Source organism: Dolichospermum heterosporum TAC447 (assembly GCF_024584745.1).
Taxonomy (GTDB): Bacteria; Cyanobacteriota; Cyanobacteriia; order Cyanobacteriales; family Nostocaceae; genus Dolichospermum; species Dolichospermum heterosporum.
This window is the reverse complement of record NZ_CP099464.1, coordinates 2,445,023-2,464,672: the sequence shown is the minus strand read 5'-3', so window position 1 is coordinate 2,464,672 and position 19,650 is coordinate 2,445,023. Positions and strand designations below refer to the sequence as shown.

The 19,650-nt window shown below is 38.6% G+C and carries 17 protein-coding genes; 8 read left to right on the top strand and 9 right to left on the bottom strand.

Features of this window, described 5'->3' with window-relative positions:
• Positions 1-162: 162 nt before the first annotated feature.
• On the bottom strand, positions 163-792 hold the full coding sequence (locus NG743_RS11030; protein ID WP_027402852.1) for a DedA family protein: 630 nt from the start codon (positions 790-792) through the stop codon (positions 163-165).
• 588 nt (positions 793-1,380) lie between these two features.
• On the opposite strand from NG743_RS11030, the gene NG743_RS11025 reads away from it, so the two are divergent.
• Positions 1,381-1,737, top strand: a complete 357-nt coding sequence (locus NG743_RS11025) for an STAS domain-containing protein (RefSeq protein WP_027402851.1) — start codon at positions 1,381-1,383, stop codon at positions 1,735-1,737.
• A 64-nt stretch (positions 1,738-1,801) separates the two neighbouring features.
• On the opposite strand, the gene ruvB is transcribed toward NG743_RS11025, so the two are convergent.
• Positions 1,802-2,902 (bottom strand): Holliday junction branch migration DNA helicase RuvB, encoded by a 1,101-nt coding sequence (gene ruvB / locus NG743_RS11020; RefSeq protein WP_027402850.1) that lies wholly within the window; start codon positions 2,900-2,902, stop codon positions 1,802-1,804.
• Between the two features lie 381 nt (positions 2,903-3,283).
• Positions 3,284-4,420: a cob(I)yrinic acid a,c-diamide adenosyltransferase gene (locus NG743_RS11015; protein ID WP_027402849.1), complete on the bottom strand. Its 1,137-nt coding sequence runs from the start codon at positions 4,418-4,420 to the stop codon at positions 3,284-3,286.
• A 377-nt stretch (positions 4,421-4,797) separates the two neighbouring features.
• On the opposite strand from NG743_RS11015, the gene fraC reads away from it, so the two are divergent.
• From fraC to NG743_RS10990, 5 genes are all read left to right on the top strand, one after another.
• Positions 4,798-5,334: a filament integrity protein FraC gene (gene fraC, locus NG743_RS11010; protein WP_193963405.1), complete on the top strand. Its 537-nt coding sequence runs from the start codon at positions 4,798-4,800 to the stop codon at positions 5,332-5,334.
• Between the two features lie 41 nt (positions 5,335-5,375).
• Complete coding sequence (fraD, locus tag NG743_RS11005; protein WP_027402847.1) at positions 5,376-6,392, top strand: septal junction protein FraD; 1,017 nt, start codon at positions 5,376-5,378, stop codon at positions 6,390-6,392.
• A gap of 16 nt (positions 6,393-6,408) precedes the next feature.
• Positions 6,409-7,188, top strand: a complete 780-nt coding sequence (locus NG743_RS11000; protein ID WP_027402846.1) for an ABC transporter permease — start codon at positions 6,409-6,411, stop codon at positions 7,186-7,188.
• 131 nt (positions 7,189-7,319) lie between these two features.
• Positions 7,320-7,961 (top strand): phosphoribosylglycinamide formyltransferase, encoded by a 642-nt coding sequence (purN, locus tag NG743_RS10995; RefSeq protein ID WP_257121986.1) that lies wholly within the window; start codon positions 7,320-7,322, stop codon positions 7,959-7,961.
• A 128-nt stretch (positions 7,962-8,089) separates the two neighbouring features.
• Positions 8,090-9,532, top strand: a complete 1,443-nt coding sequence (locus NG743_RS10990; protein WP_193963409.1) for a phosphoglucomutase/phosphomannomutase family protein — start codon at positions 8,090-8,092, stop codon at positions 9,530-9,532.
• Positions 9,533-9,880: 348 nt separating this feature from the next.
• Here the strand turns inward: NG743_RS10990 and NG743_RS10985 are convergent, their stop codons facing one another.
• The 4 genes from NG743_RS10985 to NG743_RS10970 all read right to left on the bottom strand — a co-directional run bounded on the left by NG743_RS10985 (position 9,881) and on the right by NG743_RS10970 (position 15,021).
• Positions 9,881-10,867, bottom strand: a complete 987-nt coding sequence (locus NG743_RS10985; RefSeq protein ID WP_257121985.1) for a metal ABC transporter solute-binding protein, Zn/Mn family — start codon at positions 10,865-10,867, stop codon at positions 9,881-9,883.
• Positions 10,868-11,480: 613 nt separating this feature from the next.
• Positions 11,481-11,753 carry a hypothetical protein gene (locus tag NG743_RS10980; protein WP_027402842.1) on the bottom strand — a complete coding sequence of 91 codons (273 nt, stop codon included), beginning with the start codon at positions 11,751-11,753 and terminating at the stop codon, positions 11,481-11,483.
• Between the two features lie 37 nt (positions 11,754-11,790).
• A complete protein-coding gene (locus NG743_RS10975; RefSeq protein WP_257121984.1) occupies positions 11,791-13,134 on the bottom strand; it encodes a Mur ligase family protein in 1,344 nt (447 codons plus the stop codon).
• Positions 13,135-13,692: 558 nt separating this feature from the next.
• On the bottom strand, positions 13,693-15,021 hold the full coding sequence (locus NG743_RS10970) for an RNA-guided endonuclease InsQ/TnpB family protein (protein WP_257121983.1): 1,329 nt from the start codon (positions 15,019-15,021) through the stop codon (positions 13,693-13,695).
• Positions 15,022-15,321: 300 nt separating this feature from the next.
• On the opposite strand from NG743_RS10970, the gene NG743_RS10965 reads away from it, so the two are divergent.
• On the top strand, positions 15,322-15,915 hold the full coding sequence (locus NG743_RS10965) for a thylakoid membrane photosystem I accumulation factor (RefSeq protein WP_027402840.1): 594 nt from the start codon (positions 15,322-15,324) through the stop codon (positions 15,913-15,915).
• A gap of 171 nt (positions 15,916-16,086) precedes the next feature.
• On the opposite strand, the gene NG743_RS10960 is transcribed toward NG743_RS10965, so the two are convergent.
• Positions 16,087-18,366: an ATP-dependent helicase gene (locus tag NG743_RS10960; RefSeq protein WP_027402839.1), complete on the bottom strand. Its 2,280-nt coding sequence runs from the start codon at positions 18,364-18,366 to the stop codon at positions 16,087-16,089.
• A 148-nt stretch (positions 18,367-18,514) separates the two neighbouring features.
• Here NG743_RS10960 and NG743_RS10955 point away from each other — a divergent pair, with 148 nt between their 5' ends.
• Positions 18,515-19,279 carry a Uma2 family endonuclease gene (locus NG743_RS10955; protein ID WP_257121982.1) on the top strand — a complete coding sequence of 255 codons (765 nt, stop codon included), beginning with the start codon at positions 18,515-18,517 and terminating at the stop codon, positions 19,277-19,279.
• Between the two features lie 145 nt (positions 19,280-19,424).
• Here the strand turns inward: NG743_RS10955 and NG743_RS10950 are convergent, their stop codons facing one another.
• Positions 19,425-19,646 (bottom strand): hypothetical protein, encoded by a 222-nt coding sequence (locus NG743_RS10950; RefSeq protein ID WP_257121981.1) that lies wholly within the window; start codon positions 19,644-19,646, stop codon positions 19,425-19,427.
• Positions 19,647-19,650: the final 4 nt, after the last annotated feature.

Genomic DNA, 19,650 nt, shown 5'->3' with positions numbered 1-19,650 from the left:
GAGTCGGGGAGTAGGGGAGTAGGGGAGTAGGGGAGTAGGGGGAGAAATTTCTGACTCCTGATAGCGCAGCGTGGCGTTAGCCATACTCCTGATAGCGCAGCGTGGCGTTAGCCATACTCCTGAACGGGCGCAGGCCCTGCGCCCCTACCTCCTAGCTCTTGCCTACTCTTCTGTTTGCTGCTTAACTTCGCGGGACTCTAACCAAATTGGTACAGCAATCACAGCAACTAAAATAAGTAACGCCAAAATTGCAAATTTACTTACCCAGGCTACCAATTGTTCTAGGGAAATAATTCTCCCCGCGAAAAAAGCTAATGTCACCATGACGCTACCCCAAGCAGTCGCTCCAGCTAAGTTATAAATCAGGAATTTGCCAAAGGGCATTTCCGCTATACCTGCAAGTGGTGAAGCAAAAATCCGCAATAAGGCAAAAAAGCGACCAAAAAATACAGCCTTACCAGCGTTTTCCGTAAATTGCTCTTTAATACTCAGCAGTCGGACTTCGGAAATGCGGAAAATCTTGCCAACTTGCAGCAGAAAAGGCCAACCACCAACTCTACCAATCCAATAGCCGCAATTGCCACCAATTACAGCACCCCCCACAGCGTTACCGAGAACCAGCCAGTAATTTAATTCATTACTACCAGCAAGGAAACCACCAACAATTGTTACGGTTTCGCCAGGAAGGGGAATGCCCAAATTTTCTAGCAATATTCCCAAAAAAATTGCTAAATAACCATAATTATGAGCAATTTCTTGGATGTTTTCTAGTGAAAGTAGCTCAAAAGACATCCAGCACCACCGAGTTTACAAATTTTTACCTTTACCATATCTTTGCTTGCTTTTGGCTAGGGTGTCAATCAAACCGCAATAGGAGGAGTCAGAAGTATGGCTAACGCCACGCTGCGCTATCAGGAGTCAGAAAGAAGAAAGAAGAAAGAAGAAAGAAGAAAGAAGAAAGAAGAAAGAAGAAAGAAGAAAGAAATTTCTCCCCCTACTCCCCCTACTCCCCCTACTCCCCCTACTCCCCCTACTCCCCTACTCCCCCTACTCCCCCTACTCCCCTACTCCCCTACTCCCCCTACTCCCCCTACTCCCCTACTCCCCTACTCCCCTACGAGTAATTTCAGGAATCAAACCAGATTGCTATAGATAATTTAGATAATGATAAGTTTGTTACCGAAATTAGCGGTAAATTATGCTTATACTAGAAGGACATATCAACAAATTATACGGCATAAATACTGAAAATTTTTTTCTCCACTGTCCTGCTGTTAATTCTCATAAACTTTGCGAAAACAGTCATTATGCGGTTGAATTATAAACAGTATGGATGTCAGTTTGCCCTTTCTTTTGTGTTTTAAATACTCAGTTAAATTTATGACTCTTACACAAGAACGCCAAGTGATTTTGTTCAAACCCCAAGGTAGTATAGACCTGGATAGTGGTACAGTCTTGAGCGAACAGATGGCTGCTATTAAACCTCAGCATCACCAACTCTGGGTTATAGATTTAGCAAATGTAGATTTCATGGATAGTTCTGGATTAGTCCCCCTCGTTAAGGGACTTACATCAGCGCGTCAAACTGGTTGCAAGTTAGTTCTCTGCAATGTCAAAGCTCCAGTTAAGTTGATTTTGGAACTTACCCAGCTTGATTCAGTATTTGAAATTTTCCCAAGTTACGAAGATATTTTTGCTCCTGTTACCAATCAACAGCCAGTAGTAACTGGAGTTTAGACTAAATTAGTATTTTTATATCTTTTAATATCCCCGACTTCTCTAAGAAGTTGGGGATATTAGGCTAGAGTAATGATAACTGTTCATTAGGGGGTTTAAAACCCATGTGTTGATAGGCTGCTTTAGTCGCTATTCTCCCCCTGGGTGTCCGACTTAAATAACCTATTTGCATTAAATATGGTTCATAAACTTCTTCAATGGTTTGGGTGTCTTCCCCCGTGGTAGCAGCGATAGTTTCTAAACCGACTGGACCACCATTAAAGTTTTCAATAATCACACTGAGCATTTTTCTATCTGTCCAATCTAAACCGCAAGGATCAACTTGGAATAGCTGCAATGCTTCCGCTGCAACAGTTTCATTTATTTCTATAAAAGATTTTACTTCTGCATAATCACGGACTCTTTTTAGTAGTCTATTAGCTATTCTTGGTGTTCCTCGTGAACGTTTGGCTATTTCTGTAGCCCCGTCTAAATTAACCGAAGTTTGTAATAATTCGGCAGTGCGAACCACAATTTGAGTAAGTTCGGCGACTTCATAAAAACGCAACTTTTGAATTAAGCCAAAGCGATCGCGCAATGGGGAAGTTAAAGCTCCGACGCGGGTTGTTGCCCCGACTAGGGTAAATTTAGACAAAGGTATACTTCTGATTCTGGCGCTAGAACCCTTACCTACTGTAATATCTAGGCGACAATCTTCCATTGCTGGATAGAGAATTTCCTCTGTCATCCGTGATAACCGATGAATTTCATCTATAAATAACACATCTCCTGGTTTCAGGTTCACCAATAACCCCACGATATCTCGTGGTCGTTCTAAAGCTGGGGCGCTGGTAATTTTGCAACTTACCCCCATTTCTGAGGCTAAAATCATCGCCATTGTGGTTTTACCTAAACCTGGTGGTCCATACAACAGCAAATGATCCATGACCTCATTCCTAGATTTAGCGGCTTTAATGGCTATATCTAAGACATCCTTTAAATCCTTTTGTCCAATGTAGTCAGCAAAGCGCTGGGGACGAATATTTTCTTCTGGTTTCCCTTGTTCATTAATGGCAGCTTCTGATTGCAAGAGATTTTCTGCGGGGGGTACTTTGGCTGATTCCCGTTGCTTTTTGGGTTCTCCGTTGGGTTCTGGAGGCTGTTTTTTGGAGGAGATAATCGCCATAATTTTCAGGGATTTCAGAAGTACAGAAATGGGGGTTTAGTTATTCATAGGTAAGATTCAGTATAGGATATTTGGGGTTCATTGAGAATATAGATATTTATTGAATTTTGTAAATTTACTATTAATGTAAGTTGGTAGTTAGGTAAATTGTCAGAAATGGCTAACGCCACGCTGCGCTATCAGGATGTCCAGGATTAAAGGATGAACAGGATGAAACCAGAGCTTTTATTACCATCATGATAGCCGTTATTTGAGTGAGGACGGGAAAACCCCGCCCATACAGCACTTACCGATGTTATGAAGTCCAATGACCCCAACCCCCTCCCCGCAAGCGAGGAGGAGGCTAAGATGTAACTCATATAACTGAAAACCGCTGTATCTTTAGAAATCAACTCCGCGCTTCAATTCTACGCCTTGATTTGCATAGTGTTTATGACAGTAAACCTCAGAGTGAATACTAGCTAAATCAAAATAAGCGGGTTGGTTTTGACAGCGACCTGTGATGATCACTTCTGTATCACGAGGTTTGCGTAGCAGGGCTTGAACAATGGGATCAACAGGTAACAATTCTAAATCAACGGTGGGATTGAGTTCATCGAGAATAATCGTTTTATAGACACCAGAGGCGATCGCAATTTTGGCAATTTCCCAACCTCTTTCTGCTTCTATATAGTCTAAATCTTGACGAGAATTCCGCCAAACAATGGCATCCCGTCCACAGCGTTGATGATCTACAATTTCTGGATAGGATTGTTGTAAGGCGGCGATCGCTGCGTCTTCAGTATAACCACTACCGCCTTTGAGCCACTGCATAATTAATACACGAGTAGAACCAGGATGATTGATGCCTCTACCAATTGCTTGCAAAGCTTTACCCAAAGCGCTGGTAGATTTACCCTTACCTGCACCTGTATAAATTTCAATGCCTTCAATGAAAAGTTCTGCGGCTGTGGGGTGGTGATGGGGTTTCATTTCCGAATGCAAATCCGCAATATCCAATAATTGTGGCGGTGCTGCGCGTCCAGTGGTGATGATTTCCAGTTCTTGGGGTTTAGATTTTAAAGTATTGACTACCTCATCCACTGACAGCAAACCCAAATCTAAAACCGGGTTAATTTCATCTAGGACAACTACTGAATACAACCCCGAAGCGATCGCCCCTTTGGCTACATCCCAACCCCGCGCAGCTTCTGTTCGATCAAAAGCTGTAATTTGATCATGACCAAAAAATTCGGCTCTCCCCGTGCGAACCTGATCAATTAAATGGGGAAAACCGCGCTGTAATGCAGCGATCGCTCCGTCTTCATCATAATCCCGTTCTGGCCCTTTCAAAAACCGCAACAATAAAACCCGGCTAGAATCACTAGGTGTATTGATTCCCAACCCAATAGAGCGCAAAACCACCCCTAAAGCCGCTTGGGACTTACCTTTCCCAATACCATCATAGACGTGAATTTGACCCGTAAGCCGCTCAGAACGGACTTGCGCTGTGCGAATACCGATACCGTTCCTTGTCATCTTTTGAAAAGCTATAAAGTAGCAATTCTCTATCTTAACGAAACTAGAATCTAGTGCGGCAGGGCATAAATAAATCAACTATCCCAAATCATTAAAAAGCCTATCCTGTCTTGGTTTTGACTTTTGACTTCCGCCCTGCGGTGGGCGGTTTGTATCTTTGCGTATTCAAGCTTGATAGATGTATTAATAAAATCAATCTAAATATCCTGTCACACTCGGATCATAAATGTCAGAACAATGAGATAATTGCCGATTATCCGTATTCTTTCAGTTATACTCTGTACAACTAAGTCAAAAAAACGTAATCTCCAGATCCCCGACTTCTTCAAGAAGTCGGGGATATAACTAACTCCTAAAATTTTCTTGTTGTTACCATTATGTCTGATGAATTATCACTACCCATAATCTTGCCTATTGGGGCGATATTTTTTGAAATATTATTCTTACTAACTGCCATTCCCATAGAAGCCTATGTTCTTCATAAATGGTTAAAGTTTGATAAAAGAACCAGCATTTTTTATGCCATTGCCTTAAATGTTTTTTCGAGTGTCATTGGCTGGATTGTGTTTTTCACAGTCGAACCAATGTTACCTATCCCGATCAAAGCCGAATTGATTAATTATGTATTTTTCAATAAGATTAAAGCTTCTAGCATTAGTACAATGATAATTGTATTATCATTTACTATTTTCATAGCGACTTTCTTAGTTAAATTTTTATTGATGAAGATCCTCATCATTTTTATGGGTGAAGGCGGAAAAAACACCCAGCCAGAAACCATTTCTTCACAGCAAAGAGCTAGTTATATCAATATAGCTAAGTTGCAGAATACTAATTTAATCACGGCAACATTAATAGCAAATTCACTCAGTTACAGTGCCATAACCTTTATCATATTAATTCGCTCTCGGTAAAATGATCAATATTCATCATTGCATTAATTAGAGGTAATCTCATGAACTTTTTATTGAAGGAAATAGGTGGCATATTTAAATATATTCAAGATTTATTTGCAGGAGTGCAAAAATTTCTGACACCAGCCAAAGCATACTCATGGCAAACATTTATCTATTTGAGTGTTTTTTCTTGGGGAATATCATATTTTGCCGTAGGGTATATTAGGGATATTATTGCCTTTTGTGGTTGGTTATTTTTATTAGCAGGAACAACTTGGTATACCACAGACGATCCTTTAAGAATTCCCGGAACTTTTATGCCAGTTGGGGCAGTAATCACAGGCTTTTTAGTGAGCGTCTTTGCCTTTGGACACAAAGAAGGTGTATTAACATCGAATACGATAGTTATTTGTCCAACCATAGCTGCCATAGTTACAGCCATACCTAATTTCTTTGAAGGCACAGGTGGAAAATCAGCAAAAGCCAAACTTCCTAAATTGCAAGATCGTCAAAAAGTTGTAGTTTTATTAGCTTGGTGTATGCTAATTAGTTGTTGGCTTCAGTTTTACTTTGTGATAGATAAATGGTTAAAAGAATATCCTAGTTTACGAGCAGATAATTTCCAGAAAAGTGCTTTTGTGATTAGATTAGAACCACCAGCACGAAAGCCAAAAACTGGTGATTTGATTTTAAATAAATTACAACCTTTAGTTAATCAACAACTTGCCAATAAACCTTGGGGTGAAGTAGAAAAATGGTTACTAGAAGCTAATCAGCAACTAGGCAACTTGGGAAGAAGAACGATTAATAGTAATTTAGGTAAATCTCAAGAAAGACTACTATGGCGAGTTGAACCCCGTGTAGTCAATATCAAGCCTGGATATGGATATAGGCTAGATATTTTGACAATTTGGGGTGGTCCAAGTGCCAACTCTCAAGGATATTACTGGAAAAAATCTTGTTTGATAGAACCATCTAACTCTGGTAAACAAACAGATAATAAAGATACCGTTGCCCGTGTGACTTGCGATCGCACAAGTAAATTTATCATGGGTTCTCCACCAGCACAACAATAAGGAAGAAGTAATTACTATGAATGTAATTAGAACTGTCGTCATGGCTAAGAATGTATTTCAGGAAGTGATCCGCGATCGCATTCTGTACATCATCGGTTTTTATGCTATCATCCTGGCTATTGCCTTCCGTGCCATTCCCGAATTTGCCGGCACCACCAGTAATAAAATATTTTTGGACTTTGGTTTGGCAACAATGAACGTCATTGGTTTAATTGTCGCTATATTTATCGGCACAGGATTAGTTAACAAAGAAATTGAAAAACGCACCATTTTAGTATTAATTGCCAAACCCATCAGCCGCAGTGAATTTATTGCTAGTAAATATTTAGGGTTATCAGCAGTTATCGGTGTCCTCATTACTGCAATGACAATAATTTATTTAGGATTCTTACAAGTTGGTCAAGTATCCTATCCAATTATTAGCATTTTTTTGGCTACGCTATTCTTATTTTTGCAATTATGTTTAATTACTGCCGTAGCCATTACTTTGGGCGTTTTTACCAGTTCACTAATAGCTACATCCCTAACATTTGCAGTGTATTTAATGGGGAATGTTACTCAAGATTTAGTGGCATTAGGTAAATTAAGTCAGAATCCTGGGATGGAACGCATTACCCAAAGTTTATATCTAATCTTGCCAGATTTATCTAGATTAGATTTAAAGAATGATGCTGTTTACGGTTTGCAAGCACTACCTGATCCAATCACATTAGTCGCCAATGCAGGTTATAGTTTACTTTACAGTTTTATGTTGTTAGCGATCGCCATTATTATTTTCTTAAGACGAGAATTTTAAATAACGTCTGAACTATGATTTGTTTGATTAATTTGATTTAGATGATTATTAACAAGATCCCCGACTTCTTAGAGAAGTCGGGGATCTGAAACTCTCGACTTTAAAAAATTTTGTGAAAATAATTATTGTCTATGATTTACGATTCCCCAATAAATACTACTGACAGTCTCATTTATCCTGATATTTATCATCACCAAATTTCCTCGAATCAGCCTTTGAAACTAGGAATTATGGCTTCTGGCAATGGTAGTAACTTTGAAGTAATTGCCCAAGCCATTGCCGATGGTAAAATTAACGCCCAAATTCAAGTTTTAATTTACAATAATCCCGATGCGAAAGCAGCAGTCAGGGCTAAGAATTGGGGTGTAGAATCTGTATTGTTAAATCATCGGGACTACAAAAATCGAGAAAAGTTTGATCATAAAGTTGCCCAAACACTACAGCAGTATGATGTAGAATTCGTGATTATGGCGGGATGGATGCGATTAGTCACACAAGTTTTAATTGACACTTTTCCTAATCGGATGATTAATATTCATCCCAGTTTATTACCGAGTTTTAAAGGCGTGCAAGCTGTAGAACAGGCTTTAGTTGCTAAAGTCAAAATTACTGGCTGTACTGTACATCTTGTTTCTTTAGAAGTTGATAGTGGCGAAATTTTAATTCAAGCGGCTGTTCCCGTTTTACCAGATGATACATCAGAAACACTACACGCGAGAATTCAAATCCAAGAACATCGGATTTTACCAATAGCAATTTCTTTGTTAAGTTAAAGGGAATAGGGAATAGGGAATTGGTAATTGGTAATTGGTAATTGGTAATTGGTAATAGAGGAAGAGTTTTATTACAACTGACAACTGACTAATGTTAAAATTCTCAGTGAGAAATTTAGGATATTTTTATGTCAGTTGTAACTAACCCAATCAAATTCGGTACAGATGGTTGGAGGGGTGTGATAGGTGAGGAGTTTACCTTTGAACGTCTGGCATTAGTCGCAACCGTAGCAGCCAAAGTTTTACATAATACTTACTTTTCCCAAGTGGGTAGCCGAACGATTATTATCGGTTATGACCGCCGATTTATGGCGGAAGAGTTTGCCCGTGTGGTTGCCAATGCTGTCACCGCAGTGGGTTTTGATGTCCTGTTTAGCGAAACCTTTGCCCCCACTCCGGCTTACAGTTGGGCGGCTAAAGAACTCAAGGCTTTAGGGGCATTAGTTGTCACAGCTAGTCATAATCCTGGCGCATATTTAGGATTAAAAGTTAAAAGTGCTTTTGGTGGTTCAGTACCACCGGAAGTTACTCAAGAGATAGAGGCTTTATTATCAGAAAAAGTTGCCCCAGCAGTGATTCCAGGTAAGGAAAAAACCTTTGATCCTTGGCCGAGTTATTGTCAAGCATTAGCCGCTAAAGTTGATATCGACAAAATCAAAGAAGCGATCGCAACTGGCAAGTTAACAATATTTGTGGATGTCATGCACGGGGCAGCGGCTGGAGGATTAGCCCGATTATTAGGGGAACAAGTTAAGGAAATTAATAGCGACCGTGATCCTCTATTTGAAGGTGGTGCGCCTGAACCTTTACCAAAGTATCTTTCCCGACTATTTACAGTTATGAAAACCCATCGGCAAACCCATAAAACCGGGTTAACTGTGGGTTTGGTATTTGATGGAGATTGCGATCGCATTGCCGCCGTAGATCAAGATGCTAATTTCCTCAGTTCCCAAATCCTAATTCCCATCTTAATTGACCATTTAACCCTGCGCCGCAACTTTCAGGGCGAAATCGTCAAAACTGTCAGCGGTTCGGACTTAATGCCCCGTGTAGCCGCATTACATAACCTTTCTATCCATGAAACAGCAGTAGGTTATAAATACATTGCTGATCGAATGTTAGCCACCCAGGTATTACTAGGTGGTGAAGAATCCGGTGGGATTGGTTATGGTAGCCATATTCCCGAACGCGATGCTTTATTATCGGCACTTTATGTCTTAGAAGCTGTGGTGGAATCGGGGTTGGATTTAGGTGAATATTATCGCTATTTACAACAACAAACTGGTTTTTCATCCAGCTATGATCGGATTGATTTACCTTTAGCAAATATGGAAGTCAGAGGGCGACTATTAAAACAGTTGCAATCCCAACCTTTAACAGAAATTGCGGGTAAAGAAGTCATCGGTTGTCAAACAATTGATGGTTATAAATTCCGACTAGCTGATCAAAGTTGGTTAATGATTAGATTTAGCGGCACTGAACCAGTTTTACGCCTTTATTGTGAAGCTGCAACCCTGGAAGAAGTTCATCAAACTCTCAATTGGGCAAAAAATTGGGCAGAATCAAATTAATTGATAAGAGACTTCCAAATAAAAAAATGTCCCAAAACTGATGCAGAAATTCTCTCTCTGTGTACTCTGTGCCTCTGTGGTTCGTTTCTTAGGATAATTTATTTCTTGGAAGTCTCTAACTTTAATTCCTAGTCGGTTTTAACCGACTAATTTCTAAAATGTTGTTTGGGTACTTTATCAGGTTTTGGTGATGATTTGGTTGAAACCGACTAATTTCTAAAATGTTGTTTGGGTATTTTATCAGGTTTTGGTGATGATTTGGTTGAAACCGACTAATTTCTAAAATGTTGTTTGAGTATTTTATCAGGTTTTGGTGATGAGTAGATAACAATTTTCAAGTATCAGTAATTATTGTCTCACCTGAAACTTCAAATATGTTCCTCCCAATCCTTCTACAATGATTCTTGTATTAGTTGTCATCATTTTTTGATAGGTTTCTCCGTCACTTCCTAGTTCACCTAGTCCGTCAATATAAAGTGGTTTTTGAGAAACTTTGACTTCCGCTGCTGTCGCTACAGGTGCGAGTAAATTGGAATTGGTATTTGTATCTGCAAAAATTGTTGGTACTTTAGCTTTTTGAATATCCTTAGCCAAATTTCTGACTTCTGTATCTGTCAATTTTCCCATATTTTTAACATTACCTAAATTGATTGAATAGGGGATATCATAAGCTTTGACATAATAAATCATGGCTGAATTTGTTGTAATTAATTTACGATTTTTATCGGGAATACTAGCTAGTCTGACTTTAATCCAATTATTGATTTGATTGATTTCTTGGGTGATTATTTTTGTATTTTTATTATAGATTTTCTTATTTTTTGGTACTAGTTTAATTAAACTACTATTAATTATCTCTACCATTTTGATAGTATTATTTGGATTATGCCAAACATGAGGTTCAACAATTTGTTTACCGTCTTTTCCAATTTTGATGAAATTTACACCGATAGTTTTAGCAACGGCAATTTTTAATTTAGGTTTTTTAATCTCTTCAATAATTTTAATTAAACCTGGTTCAAAGTTATAACCATGATATAATACTAAATTAGCATTTTTAATGGCTTGATTATCTTCTGGTACGGGTTTATAATTTATAGGATTTATCCCAGGAGGAATTAAACAAATAAGATTAATTGTATCTCCAGCAACTTGTTTTGTTAAATCGCAAATTACGCTATTAGTTGCTACGACAAAGGGCAAATTATTATTAATATTATTATTGGTGGTATTATATGGTGTACTAATAGTTTTATTTCCACATCCAAATAAACCCACCATTACACCTAAAATGATAGTTTTCAATAAATGTGAAGATAGTCTTTTTTCTAACATGATTTATTTTAATTGATGAATATATTAACAACTCCAGAATTTGAACCTTCTAATTTTAATAATTATAGCGGTATGCAATTGAATGAGATACAGAATTTACAATAAAAGCCTTATGGGAAGAGACTCTTACAGCAAATTGTCATCAAACCCGGAACAAGAACCCCACCCCCAACCCCCTCCAGTATCAAAAGCTTATCCTTTTCTTCCCCCCGCAGCGGGGGGATTTAGGGGGGTGCGATGAGGGGGCTAAGATGTACCTTATATGATTGGAAATTGCTGTATACTCAAAACGGCTTGATTGTTTGATTCTAAACGTAGGGGTTTAGCTCATGCTTTACCCCTACACATCTGGGTTCTTTGTCATTTGGCAAAAGTTTAAATCTCACCCGTGTTTAGTATAACTTCTGACTCTTACTATATATAAAGTAATAATGTAAGTTGCTAGTTAAGTAAATTTTCAGAATCAGGATGTCCAGGATTAAAGGATGAACAGGATGAAACCAGAGATTTTATTACCAATTACCTATTACCTATTACCAATTACCAGCCTCAACGAGATAACTAGCAACTTGAGTTAATAAAGACACAGATTTGCTGTGTCCCTAAAATATTGTTAAATTCCCACCATAGGTAATTTACCTTGTAATTTTTGTAAATTAGCTTGAACACAATTAGTGCAACTACAACCAGTTTGTTCGATTACAGAGTGTGTGATGCTATTTATTTGCGGTGTAACTATATCAAGATTGGCTTGAGTAGATGTCACCACAATCATTTGCACAGCAGGTATAGGTTTGAAATTGGCAGCGTGTGCTGGGTTAACTACTAATAGCAGAGATGCGAAAAACATAGGAAAAGCCAGTAAAATCAGTTTGACTATTTTCATAATTCACACATAAACCATAAACGTCATTAGTCAATTATCAGAGGATTTTCCTACCAGTCAATACTTCTCGCACTTCCAGCATGGCTGAATAGGTGGGGAGAATGTGTAAGGTTTCATTTGCGGGTGTATGCTCTAGAGCAGTAGCGATCGCTTGCTGCAAATTTGGCTCTACAATCAGATTGATGTCACTGTCCAGAGATTCCTGACTATAACGTAGACGTAAAGCCATATCATACACGCGATCGCCACTCACAATCAACGTTCCACCCCGTGCTACCAACTTTTCTGTATCCACATCCCAAATCCATGATACATCAGTACCATCAGGAGTCCTATCATTCAAAACCAATAAAGTAGTTTTATCGGTACTTTGAGTGACGACACGAATAGTTTCATTTGTTCCTACAGGGTTTTTTGATAAAAGAATCCGCACCCGTTTACCGTCAATCACTAAATCTTCCGCACGACCAAAAGCAGCTTGAAAATTATTAATTCCATCCCTAATATTCACCTCATCAACTCCTAATGCTTGCGCTGCTGTAGCTGCTGCCAAAGTATTATATTTGTTATATAAACCCACGAGAATTTGTGGCCATTCCTGACTTAATAAAGCAGGTTTACTTTTAGTAAAACCACAACTAGGACAAGTAAAATCTCCCAAATGGGACAAATAAACCCCTTGATAATCTAAAGCATGACCACATCTAGGACAATAAATAGAATCAACCGCATGAGGAATAGCTTCTAAATAATTCTCAGGCTCATTTAAACCAAAAAATAACACCTTTTGCGGTAACTGTTGACCCAAATAGGATAAAGTCGGATCATCAGCATTGGGAATAACTACCGTTGTTGGTGGTAAAGTAGCAATCACCTGAGTCCACCGCTTACTAATACTATCCACTTCCCCATATCTATCCAACTGGTCACGGAACAGATTCAAACAGAGAATAATTCGCGGTTGTAATGGTTTTAAAACCTTGGGAACTATATTTTCATCAACCTCCAAAATTGCATAATCTACATTCAGATTTCCCAGCAGACTAGCATTGTCTATCAAAGCCGTCGCTAACCCATTTTCGAGATTTGCACCAGTAGAATTATGGGCAACACAGAAACCATTCCGTTCTAAAATAGTGCATAACAGTAATGCCGTAGTAGTTTTCCCATTCGTCCCTGCAATGAGAATTACCCCATTTTTAACCTGCTGACTCAATAACTCCAAAATCCGAGGTTCTATCCGTCGCGCAATCGAACCGGGTAAAACACTAGCAGCACCAAGACGCAATGACCGCACCAAAAACGTCACACTTTTAGCCATTGATACCGCAAAACCCAAGCGGAGTCTATCTATAACCTTTATTTTCTTACCCACAGTCATGATTTATAAATAACCTATAATTGCCAAAAGAATTTTAACCCTTAATCCCAATTTTATGTGAAGTTGCACAGAATCATGAAATCCTTGAAGAAGGAGTCAGGAGGAAGAATTAGAAGAAGAAAAGAATAGTCTTTAATCCAAGTGATAGGTTTTTGCTAATTTCCACCCTTATTCCTTGCACCTGATTCACCTTTTTCAACCCTCAACCTCTTGATATATCTAGGTTTTATCTTTATATGGCTTACGCCACGCTATCAGCAAGCCCTAATTAGAAAAGATATCATCAATTGGAGTGTAGCCTCTCAATACCTTGTCAATTTTTTGTAGGTCGGGTTAAGCGACAGCGCAACCCGACGCATTTGTTGGGTTATGGCTATGGCTCCTACGTCGCCACGCAAGCTATCGCCACACTATGGCTAACGCCTCCCGTTAGGGATACGTGAACGTACCTCAATCCAACCTACAAATCAAGACTTTTTTCGATTTGGACAAGGTATTGCTAACAAATAATTTTTTCTCTAAAAACACCATGTAAAGGTTATCATGAACTACCCCATCTTACTTCGTTGAAGATGGGGTTTCTACATCTCCATCAGTAAGTTGAGATTTTTGACGTTTCACAGGACCTAGTTGCTTCATACTTCCAGCATTCTTGCGTTTGCTAGTGTTTGAAGTAGAGCTAGAATCATCTACGTCTAAGAGGCTAGTTCCTAACCCCTGTAGATTATTTGAGTGCCAAAATAGCATGACTTCTGCGGCGGCGATATCGCGTTGTTGGGTGTACCCGCAGTTATGGCAAACATGAGTTCTTTCGGCTAAGGTTTTTTTCTCTTGATGTCCACATTTTGGGCAGGTTTGAAATGGTTTCACTTTGCGAGTAGGTACTTCTACAAACAAGCCACCAATATCTGATAATTTCGCTTTTAGAGCGGACTTTATCATCCCCATTCCTACATCAAGAATTGATTTATTCAACCCAGCTTTTTGCTTTTTACGGTTACCTTTTTTGGCTTTGGCACTCATGTTTTTGACTTCTAATTTTTCAGTAACTACCGTGCTATTACCGCTGATTATTCGTGTAGTTTCCTGGTGAACAAAGTTTTGTCTTTGGTTAGCAACTTTTCTCGAAAGTTTACTAACTAATTTCTGAACTTTTTTCCACCTTCTAGAAGCCTTGACTTTTTTCTTGAAATTGGGAGCGCGTTTTCTGCGTTTAGCTTTTCCTAATTGTTTATTTTTTTGTTCTGCGTTTCTGAAAAACCGAGGTGCAGGGACTAAACCATTTTCTTCACCGTTTGTCCAAGCAATTGCATCGTTGCAACCTAAGTCAATTGCAATAATCCCATTATCAGTTTTGCGGCTATTTTTTAACAAAGTATCATCAATTTCTAAGACGATGGAAGCGTACCATTTTCCATTACGGTTAACGATATCTAAAGCCTTGGGATGTCCCCAAAGCCTAGCTTTACCCCGCATTTGAATCTGACCAATTTTTGCTAATTCTAAATAACCGTTGTCTCCTGTACTGTGGACTTTCCAGCCCGTAAAAGATGGGTAAGTCCAACCAGAGTAATGACGAATTGACTTGAATTTAGGATACAATGCTAGTCCCTTGAAAAATCTTTGAAAAGCAAAATCAACCCGCTTTAAGGTAGCTTGTAACGCTTGGGAATTAATTACTTTATATTCTATCCATACTTCCTTGAAGTCCGGTAAACAATTCTGCTGCTCGAAGTAAGAAACAGATTTACCAAACTTCTTGTATGAAGTAATGCGGTTGGATACAGCAGCATTGTACAAATCTTTATGAAGTTTGCGGTGGTAGTGCAACATTTCATTGACTTGCTTATTAGGATATAGTCTGAAAGTCGCTCTACGTAACGCCATTGATAATTACCTCTCATTCACTTTCTTAACTTATGCTATACTAGCATTGTAAATTCGCCGACAACCTAATATTTTGTCAAAAACTCAACTGTCCTCAAAATTCTTTTACTGCAAGTAAAAACATTTTTTGAACGTTTTGTTTTTGACTTGCTTACATCCCCACCCTATGAGTACATTGAGGGTGGGGAATTACGCAAAATAGTTAAAAAATAGTGCGTGCGTGTGATTATTATCCAAACCAGTTAACATCAATTCAGCACAAACTCACAAAAAATAGTAGCAAAGACAAGGTTTCTGTTAATGAATAGCATAAAGTGGCTTTTTTCACAAACTCAAATAATTACTAATTGGAAACGGTTAGTGTCGAAATGCTTATTGCTGCTTGTTTGCCTATTCATAATTAGTATGCAGCCAGCATTAGCAGGTATTAAAGATGACCGATATGATGGCAATATTTTTGTAATTTATGCTGGTAATGGTTCTCTCGTTCCCTCCAAAGAAACTCTAGCACAGGCATTAGCAGAACATAAACCAGCCATAGTAACATTCTACATTGATGATAGTAGCGATTGCAAAAAATATGCGCCGGTTGTTTCCGAGATGCAAGCATTCTATGGTCGCGCCACAGAAATCATTCCTGTCAGCGTTGATACTCTTTTAACTAAGAATACCTATCAACCCACAGAAGCGGGATATTACTATGGAGGAAGTGTTCCTCAAGTTGTAGTTTTTGACCAGTCAGGTAAGGTGATCTTGAACAAAAAAGGTCAAGTACCTTTTGAGGAAATAGACGACAAATTGAGAGAAATATTTGATTTATTACCCCGCACTGAGTCAGTCGAGTTAAAACGACGTTCACCTAAAGAATTCAGCAGTCAGTTAGAAGACCAATAGAAAGCATAAGTCATACATCATACCTCGTTCCCAGTCTCTGACTGGGAATGCCATCACAGAGGCTCTGCCTCTATTATTATGGAAGGCAGAGCCTTCTGAATTCATTCCCATACGGAGTATGGGAACGAGAAATACGGAGTATGGGAACGAGAAAAGGAGAAATACATTATTTCACTGAGAAAATTGCCGTTTTAAAGCTGTAAAAACTGGACAAGGGGCTGATGTTTGTAAATTCTCCGGTTTATTCCAAGTAAAAGGTGCTTTTTGAGCCGCAGACATCCATAAGAGTCTTTTGGCTCTAGTCATGGCAACATAAAGTAAACGATATTCTTCAGCAATTTTCAGGTATTTTGATTCTTCCCAGGCTGGGTTAATATCCGGTATGGGTTTTTTGTGAAGTCCGGCACGAATTTGGGCGCGGGCAACTTCTGATAAAGTAAAATCACCTAAAAATTGTCCTTGGGGGGGAATCCAAAATCGTCCAGGAATTAAATTTTCATGGAGAAAAGGCAAAAATACATAATCCCAGTCTAGCCCTTTGGCTTTGTGCATGGTGATAATTGTTAATTGTCCGGCTTTGGTATATTGTGCTTCTACATTTTCTGGTTCTACAGATTCAAATCTTTCGGAATTGACAATTTCACTTAAAGTTGAGATCATTGCCCCCATAGAACTATTACCAAAAATTTGCAGATTTACCCGTTCTGCAAGTTTGTCAGCAGTGGCTAATTCGGCTTGATCATATTTTAAGGTTAAGGCGAAAAAAGAAATTATTTGATAAAATGGTAATTCTAAATAAGCCCTGAGTAAACTCCGACAAAGATGAGCCGCTTTTTGGACTGTTTCTGTTTGGGGTGTGGCTAAAGGACCCGGATATAGAAATTCTTCAGGTAAACTAGCTAAAGTGTTAATATCTTGGGTAGGAATTAATTGTCGTTCTACAAGGACTTCTAAGGTAGCTTTGAGATAATCGGGAGAATGGGGGCGATCGCAAAACTGCAATAATGATAGAATTTCTTGAGGAACATGAGAACGGCGTTCCTTTTCTCCCACATCATAAAGTTTAATTTTATGTTCTTCACATATTGGTTCTAAAGCCGCAGCTAACCATCGTCCTTGGCGATTTTCTCTCACTAATATCGCTGCACAAGCTTGGGGATTTTCCCTAAATAACTCAATTACTCTTTGGGAAAGTAATTCAACTGTATGATGAATATCTCTAGGGGTATGAAGTTCTAAACCCTGTCCCACAGGTTGAGGATTGCCATTTTCTTGCTTAACTGGGTGAATTTTTTGATTTCTAAATGGTGCTTGTCTATGTTGAGTTTTGGCAAAATCTTGATTATTGACCCATTCTAAAGCAAAGTTAGCTGCATCAATAATTATTTGTGTACTGCGCCCAGCTTGATCCATTTGGGCTAGTCTATCTTGAATTTGACAATCTTCGCAAAATTCCCGAAAATAAATCGGGTCAGCAGGTGTAAATGTAGAATTAATGGCTTGATTAGGATCACCAACTCTGATTAAATTCAAAGCTGATTTATCTAATTTATCTGCATATTCTTGACTAGCGAGTATTTCTAATAAATCTGTTTGTAATGGACTAGAATCTTGAGCTTCGTCTTCAAAAACAGCAAAAACTTTATTTTGTTCAATGCGGCAGGTGCTAGGATTTCGCAAAACTTTTAAAGCCCCTAAAATCATATCATCGTAATCAATAAAGTCTTGTAACTGCATGATTTTTTGATATTGTTCATATAATCCAGCGGCTATTCTTAAAATGTCATATTTATTATGAGTTTGTTCACTCCACTTTAATAAATCTGCTGGCGATATTCCCGAACTTTTGGCTTCATGAATCACCGTATAAGCTAAATCTGGTAATATTTCCGTTCGCAGCACCGATTGACGACGGAGTTTTTCGGTTTCTTCTCCATCAAATTGCTTTCCTGCAAGTAAGCGTAGATAAATTTCTGGATAATTAGCAATCCATTGTTCTACTGCTGTGCGAATGAATTTATGACTTTGATTTGGTGTGATTAAAGTCGAATTTTCTAATTGTAAACCCGATAAATGAGGATGACGACTAGCAATAATTAAAGCTAAACCATGCAAAGTATAAACTGCAAATCCTGTTTGTGGTAAAGATAATTTCTTTAAGTTTTCCCGAATTTTAAGTTTAATATTAGCAGTGGCAGAACGGGTAAAAGTAACAACAATTAACTGTTTATAATCCTGATTGCCTGTGTTTAAATAATCCTCATATTGACGAGCAATGGCGATCGCTGCGGCTGCCGCCATCCCCGTAGATTTGCCCGCCCCAGGCACAGCAGACACAGCCAATGGTCCCCATCTCCAATCCGCCATTTGCGTTTGTCCTGGGCGCAGTTGGGCGCGAATGGTGGCGATATTCTCTTTTAACTTAATCAGTGGTGATTGGTCATTAGTCATTAGTTTTTATACAAGCTGTGTAATTTGATTTAAGTTAATATCCTCAATTAGAGGAGTAGGTTCATTACATCATACGGAGCGCTGGGCGATCGCTTTCCCTCCTATTATTGCTAAACTAAAATAAACCTCACACCAGCAGGAGGACATAATGACTTTTACAACTGATGTCCAGGAAGATCAAGACTTACGCCCTTATCCAGAAACCTCTCTTCCAGACCACACTCAACTCCCAGAGTCGGACGGTACATTTGTGTTAGCGAAGCGTACCGTAGGTCAAAATTGGCAAGAACATCCTCAAAGCATCTTACTGACTGACTCCATTACACCCATCCTCAAGAAATTAAATCCTGATGGTCAATATTGTATTGGACAGGATTTAGGTATTTATTGGCGTATTACTGAACCACCAGAAAAAGGTGCAGAAGCGCCAGACTGGTTCTATGTTCCCAATGTACCACCTTCTTTAAATGGTAAAACCCGACGCTCCTATGTCCTTTGGCAAGAATATATTTCGCCGTTAATTGCGTTAGAATTTGTTTCTGGGAATGGTAGTGAAGAAAGAGATAAAACGCCTTGGAAGGGTAAATTATGGATTTATGAACAGGTGATTAAACCTGCTTTTTATGGCATTTATGAAGTGAATAAAGCCAGTATAGAAGTTTATGAATTAATTGGTGGAAAATATCAGTTATTGTCAGCAAATGAAAGGGGACATTATTCAATTACAACTATGGGTGTGGAGTTAGGTTTATGGCAAGGAGAATATCAGAATGCAGAATTACCCTGGTTGCGGTGGTGGGATTTGCAAGGTAATTTGTTGTTAACCGGTGAAGAAAGAGCCGAACAGGAAACACAAAGAGCAAATCGGTTGACTGCACAATTACGGGCTTTGGGAATTGAACCGGAAGCGTAATATTAAATTAAATGTAATGGTGACGGTTTTGGATTTAATGGAAGTAAAAACAAATAGCCCGACTGAGAATGAATTCCCAGTCTAATAGCAAAATTCATCTAAAGATGACTAAATTTGATATTAGGCGTTAAAACTAATTCTCTCATTAATCTTCTGTTAAACTTGCTTGTAATTCAACAATAATACTCTCCATAGATTGAGGTTTTAATTCTCCTCTGTGAAAGGCTGAAATCGCTTTTTTTGCATCTTCAGCAATTTCTTCCCGACGAGATTCAATCATTTGATTTTTAATAATTTCTAATAACATTTCTCTTTGTTCAAAAGGAAGTTGATTAACAGTTAAAATTGCCTGTTCTAATGTCACCATAATC

Excerpts from the sequence above, each read along its gene's own strand:
- NG743_RS10985 (WP_257121985.1), bottom strand. The coding sequence starts at position 10,867 with ATGTTAGAAAAAAGACTATCTTCACATTTATTGAAAACTATCATTTTA.
- NG743_RS10950 (WP_257121981.1), bottom strand. The coding sequence starts at position 19,646 with ATGGTGACATTAGAACAGGCAATTTTAACTGTTAATCAACTTCCTTTT.
- fraD (WP_027402847.1), top strand. The coding sequence starts at position 5,376 with ATGAACTTTTTATTGAAGGAAATAGGTGGCATATTTAAATATATTCAA.
- NG743_RS10990 (WP_193963409.1), top strand. The coding sequence starts at position 8,090 with ATGTCAGTTGTAACTAACCCAATCAAATTCGGTACAGATGGTTGGAGG.
- NG743_RS10960 (WP_027402839.1), bottom strand. The coding sequence starts at position 18,366 with ATGACTAATGACCAATCACCACTGATTAAGTTAAAAGAGAATATCGCC.
- NG743_RS10980 (WP_027402842.1), bottom strand. The coding sequence starts at position 11,753 with ATGAAAATAGTCAAACTGATTTTACTGGCTTTTCCTATGTTTTTCGCA.
- NG743_RS11000 (WP_027402846.1), top strand. The coding sequence starts at position 6,409 with ATGAATGTAATTAGAACTGTCGTCATGGCTAAGAATGTATTTCAGGAA.
- ruvB (WP_027402850.1), bottom strand. The coding sequence starts at position 2,902 with ATGGCGATTATCTCCTCCAAAAAACAGCCTCCAGAACCCAACGGAGAA.
- NG743_RS11030 (WP_027402852.1), bottom strand. The coding sequence starts at position 792 with ATGTCTTTTGAGCTACTTTCACTAGAAAACATCCAAGAAATTGCTCAT.
- NG743_RS10965 (WP_027402840.1), top strand. The coding sequence starts at position 15,322 with ATGAATAGCATAAAGTGGCTTTTTTCACAAACTCAAATAATTACTAAT.
- purN (WP_257121986.1), top strand. The coding sequence starts at position 7,320 with ATGATTTACGATTCCCCAATAAATACTACTGACAGTCTCATTTATCCT.
- NG743_RS11015 (WP_027402849.1), bottom strand. The coding sequence starts at position 4,420 with ATGACAAGGAACGGTATCGGTATTCGCACAGCGCAAGTCCGTTCTGAG.
- NG743_RS10975 (WP_257121984.1), bottom strand. The coding sequence starts at position 13,134 with ATGACTGTGGGTAAGAAAATAAAGGTTATAGATAGACTCCGCTTGGGT.
- NG743_RS11025 (WP_027402851.1), top strand. The coding sequence starts at position 1,381 with ATGACTCTTACACAAGAACGCCAAGTGATTTTGTTCAAACCCCAAGGT.
- NG743_RS10955 (WP_257121982.1), top strand. The coding sequence starts at position 18,515 with ATGACTTTTACAACTGATGTCCAGGAAGATCAAGACTTACGCCCTTAT.
- NG743_RS10970 (WP_257121983.1), bottom strand. The coding sequence starts at position 15,021 with ATGGCGTTACGTAGAGCGACTTTCAGACTATATCCTAATAAGCAAGTC.
- fraC (WP_193963405.1), top strand. The coding sequence starts at position 4,798 with ATGTCTGATGAATTATCACTACCCATAATCTTGCCTATTGGGGCGATA.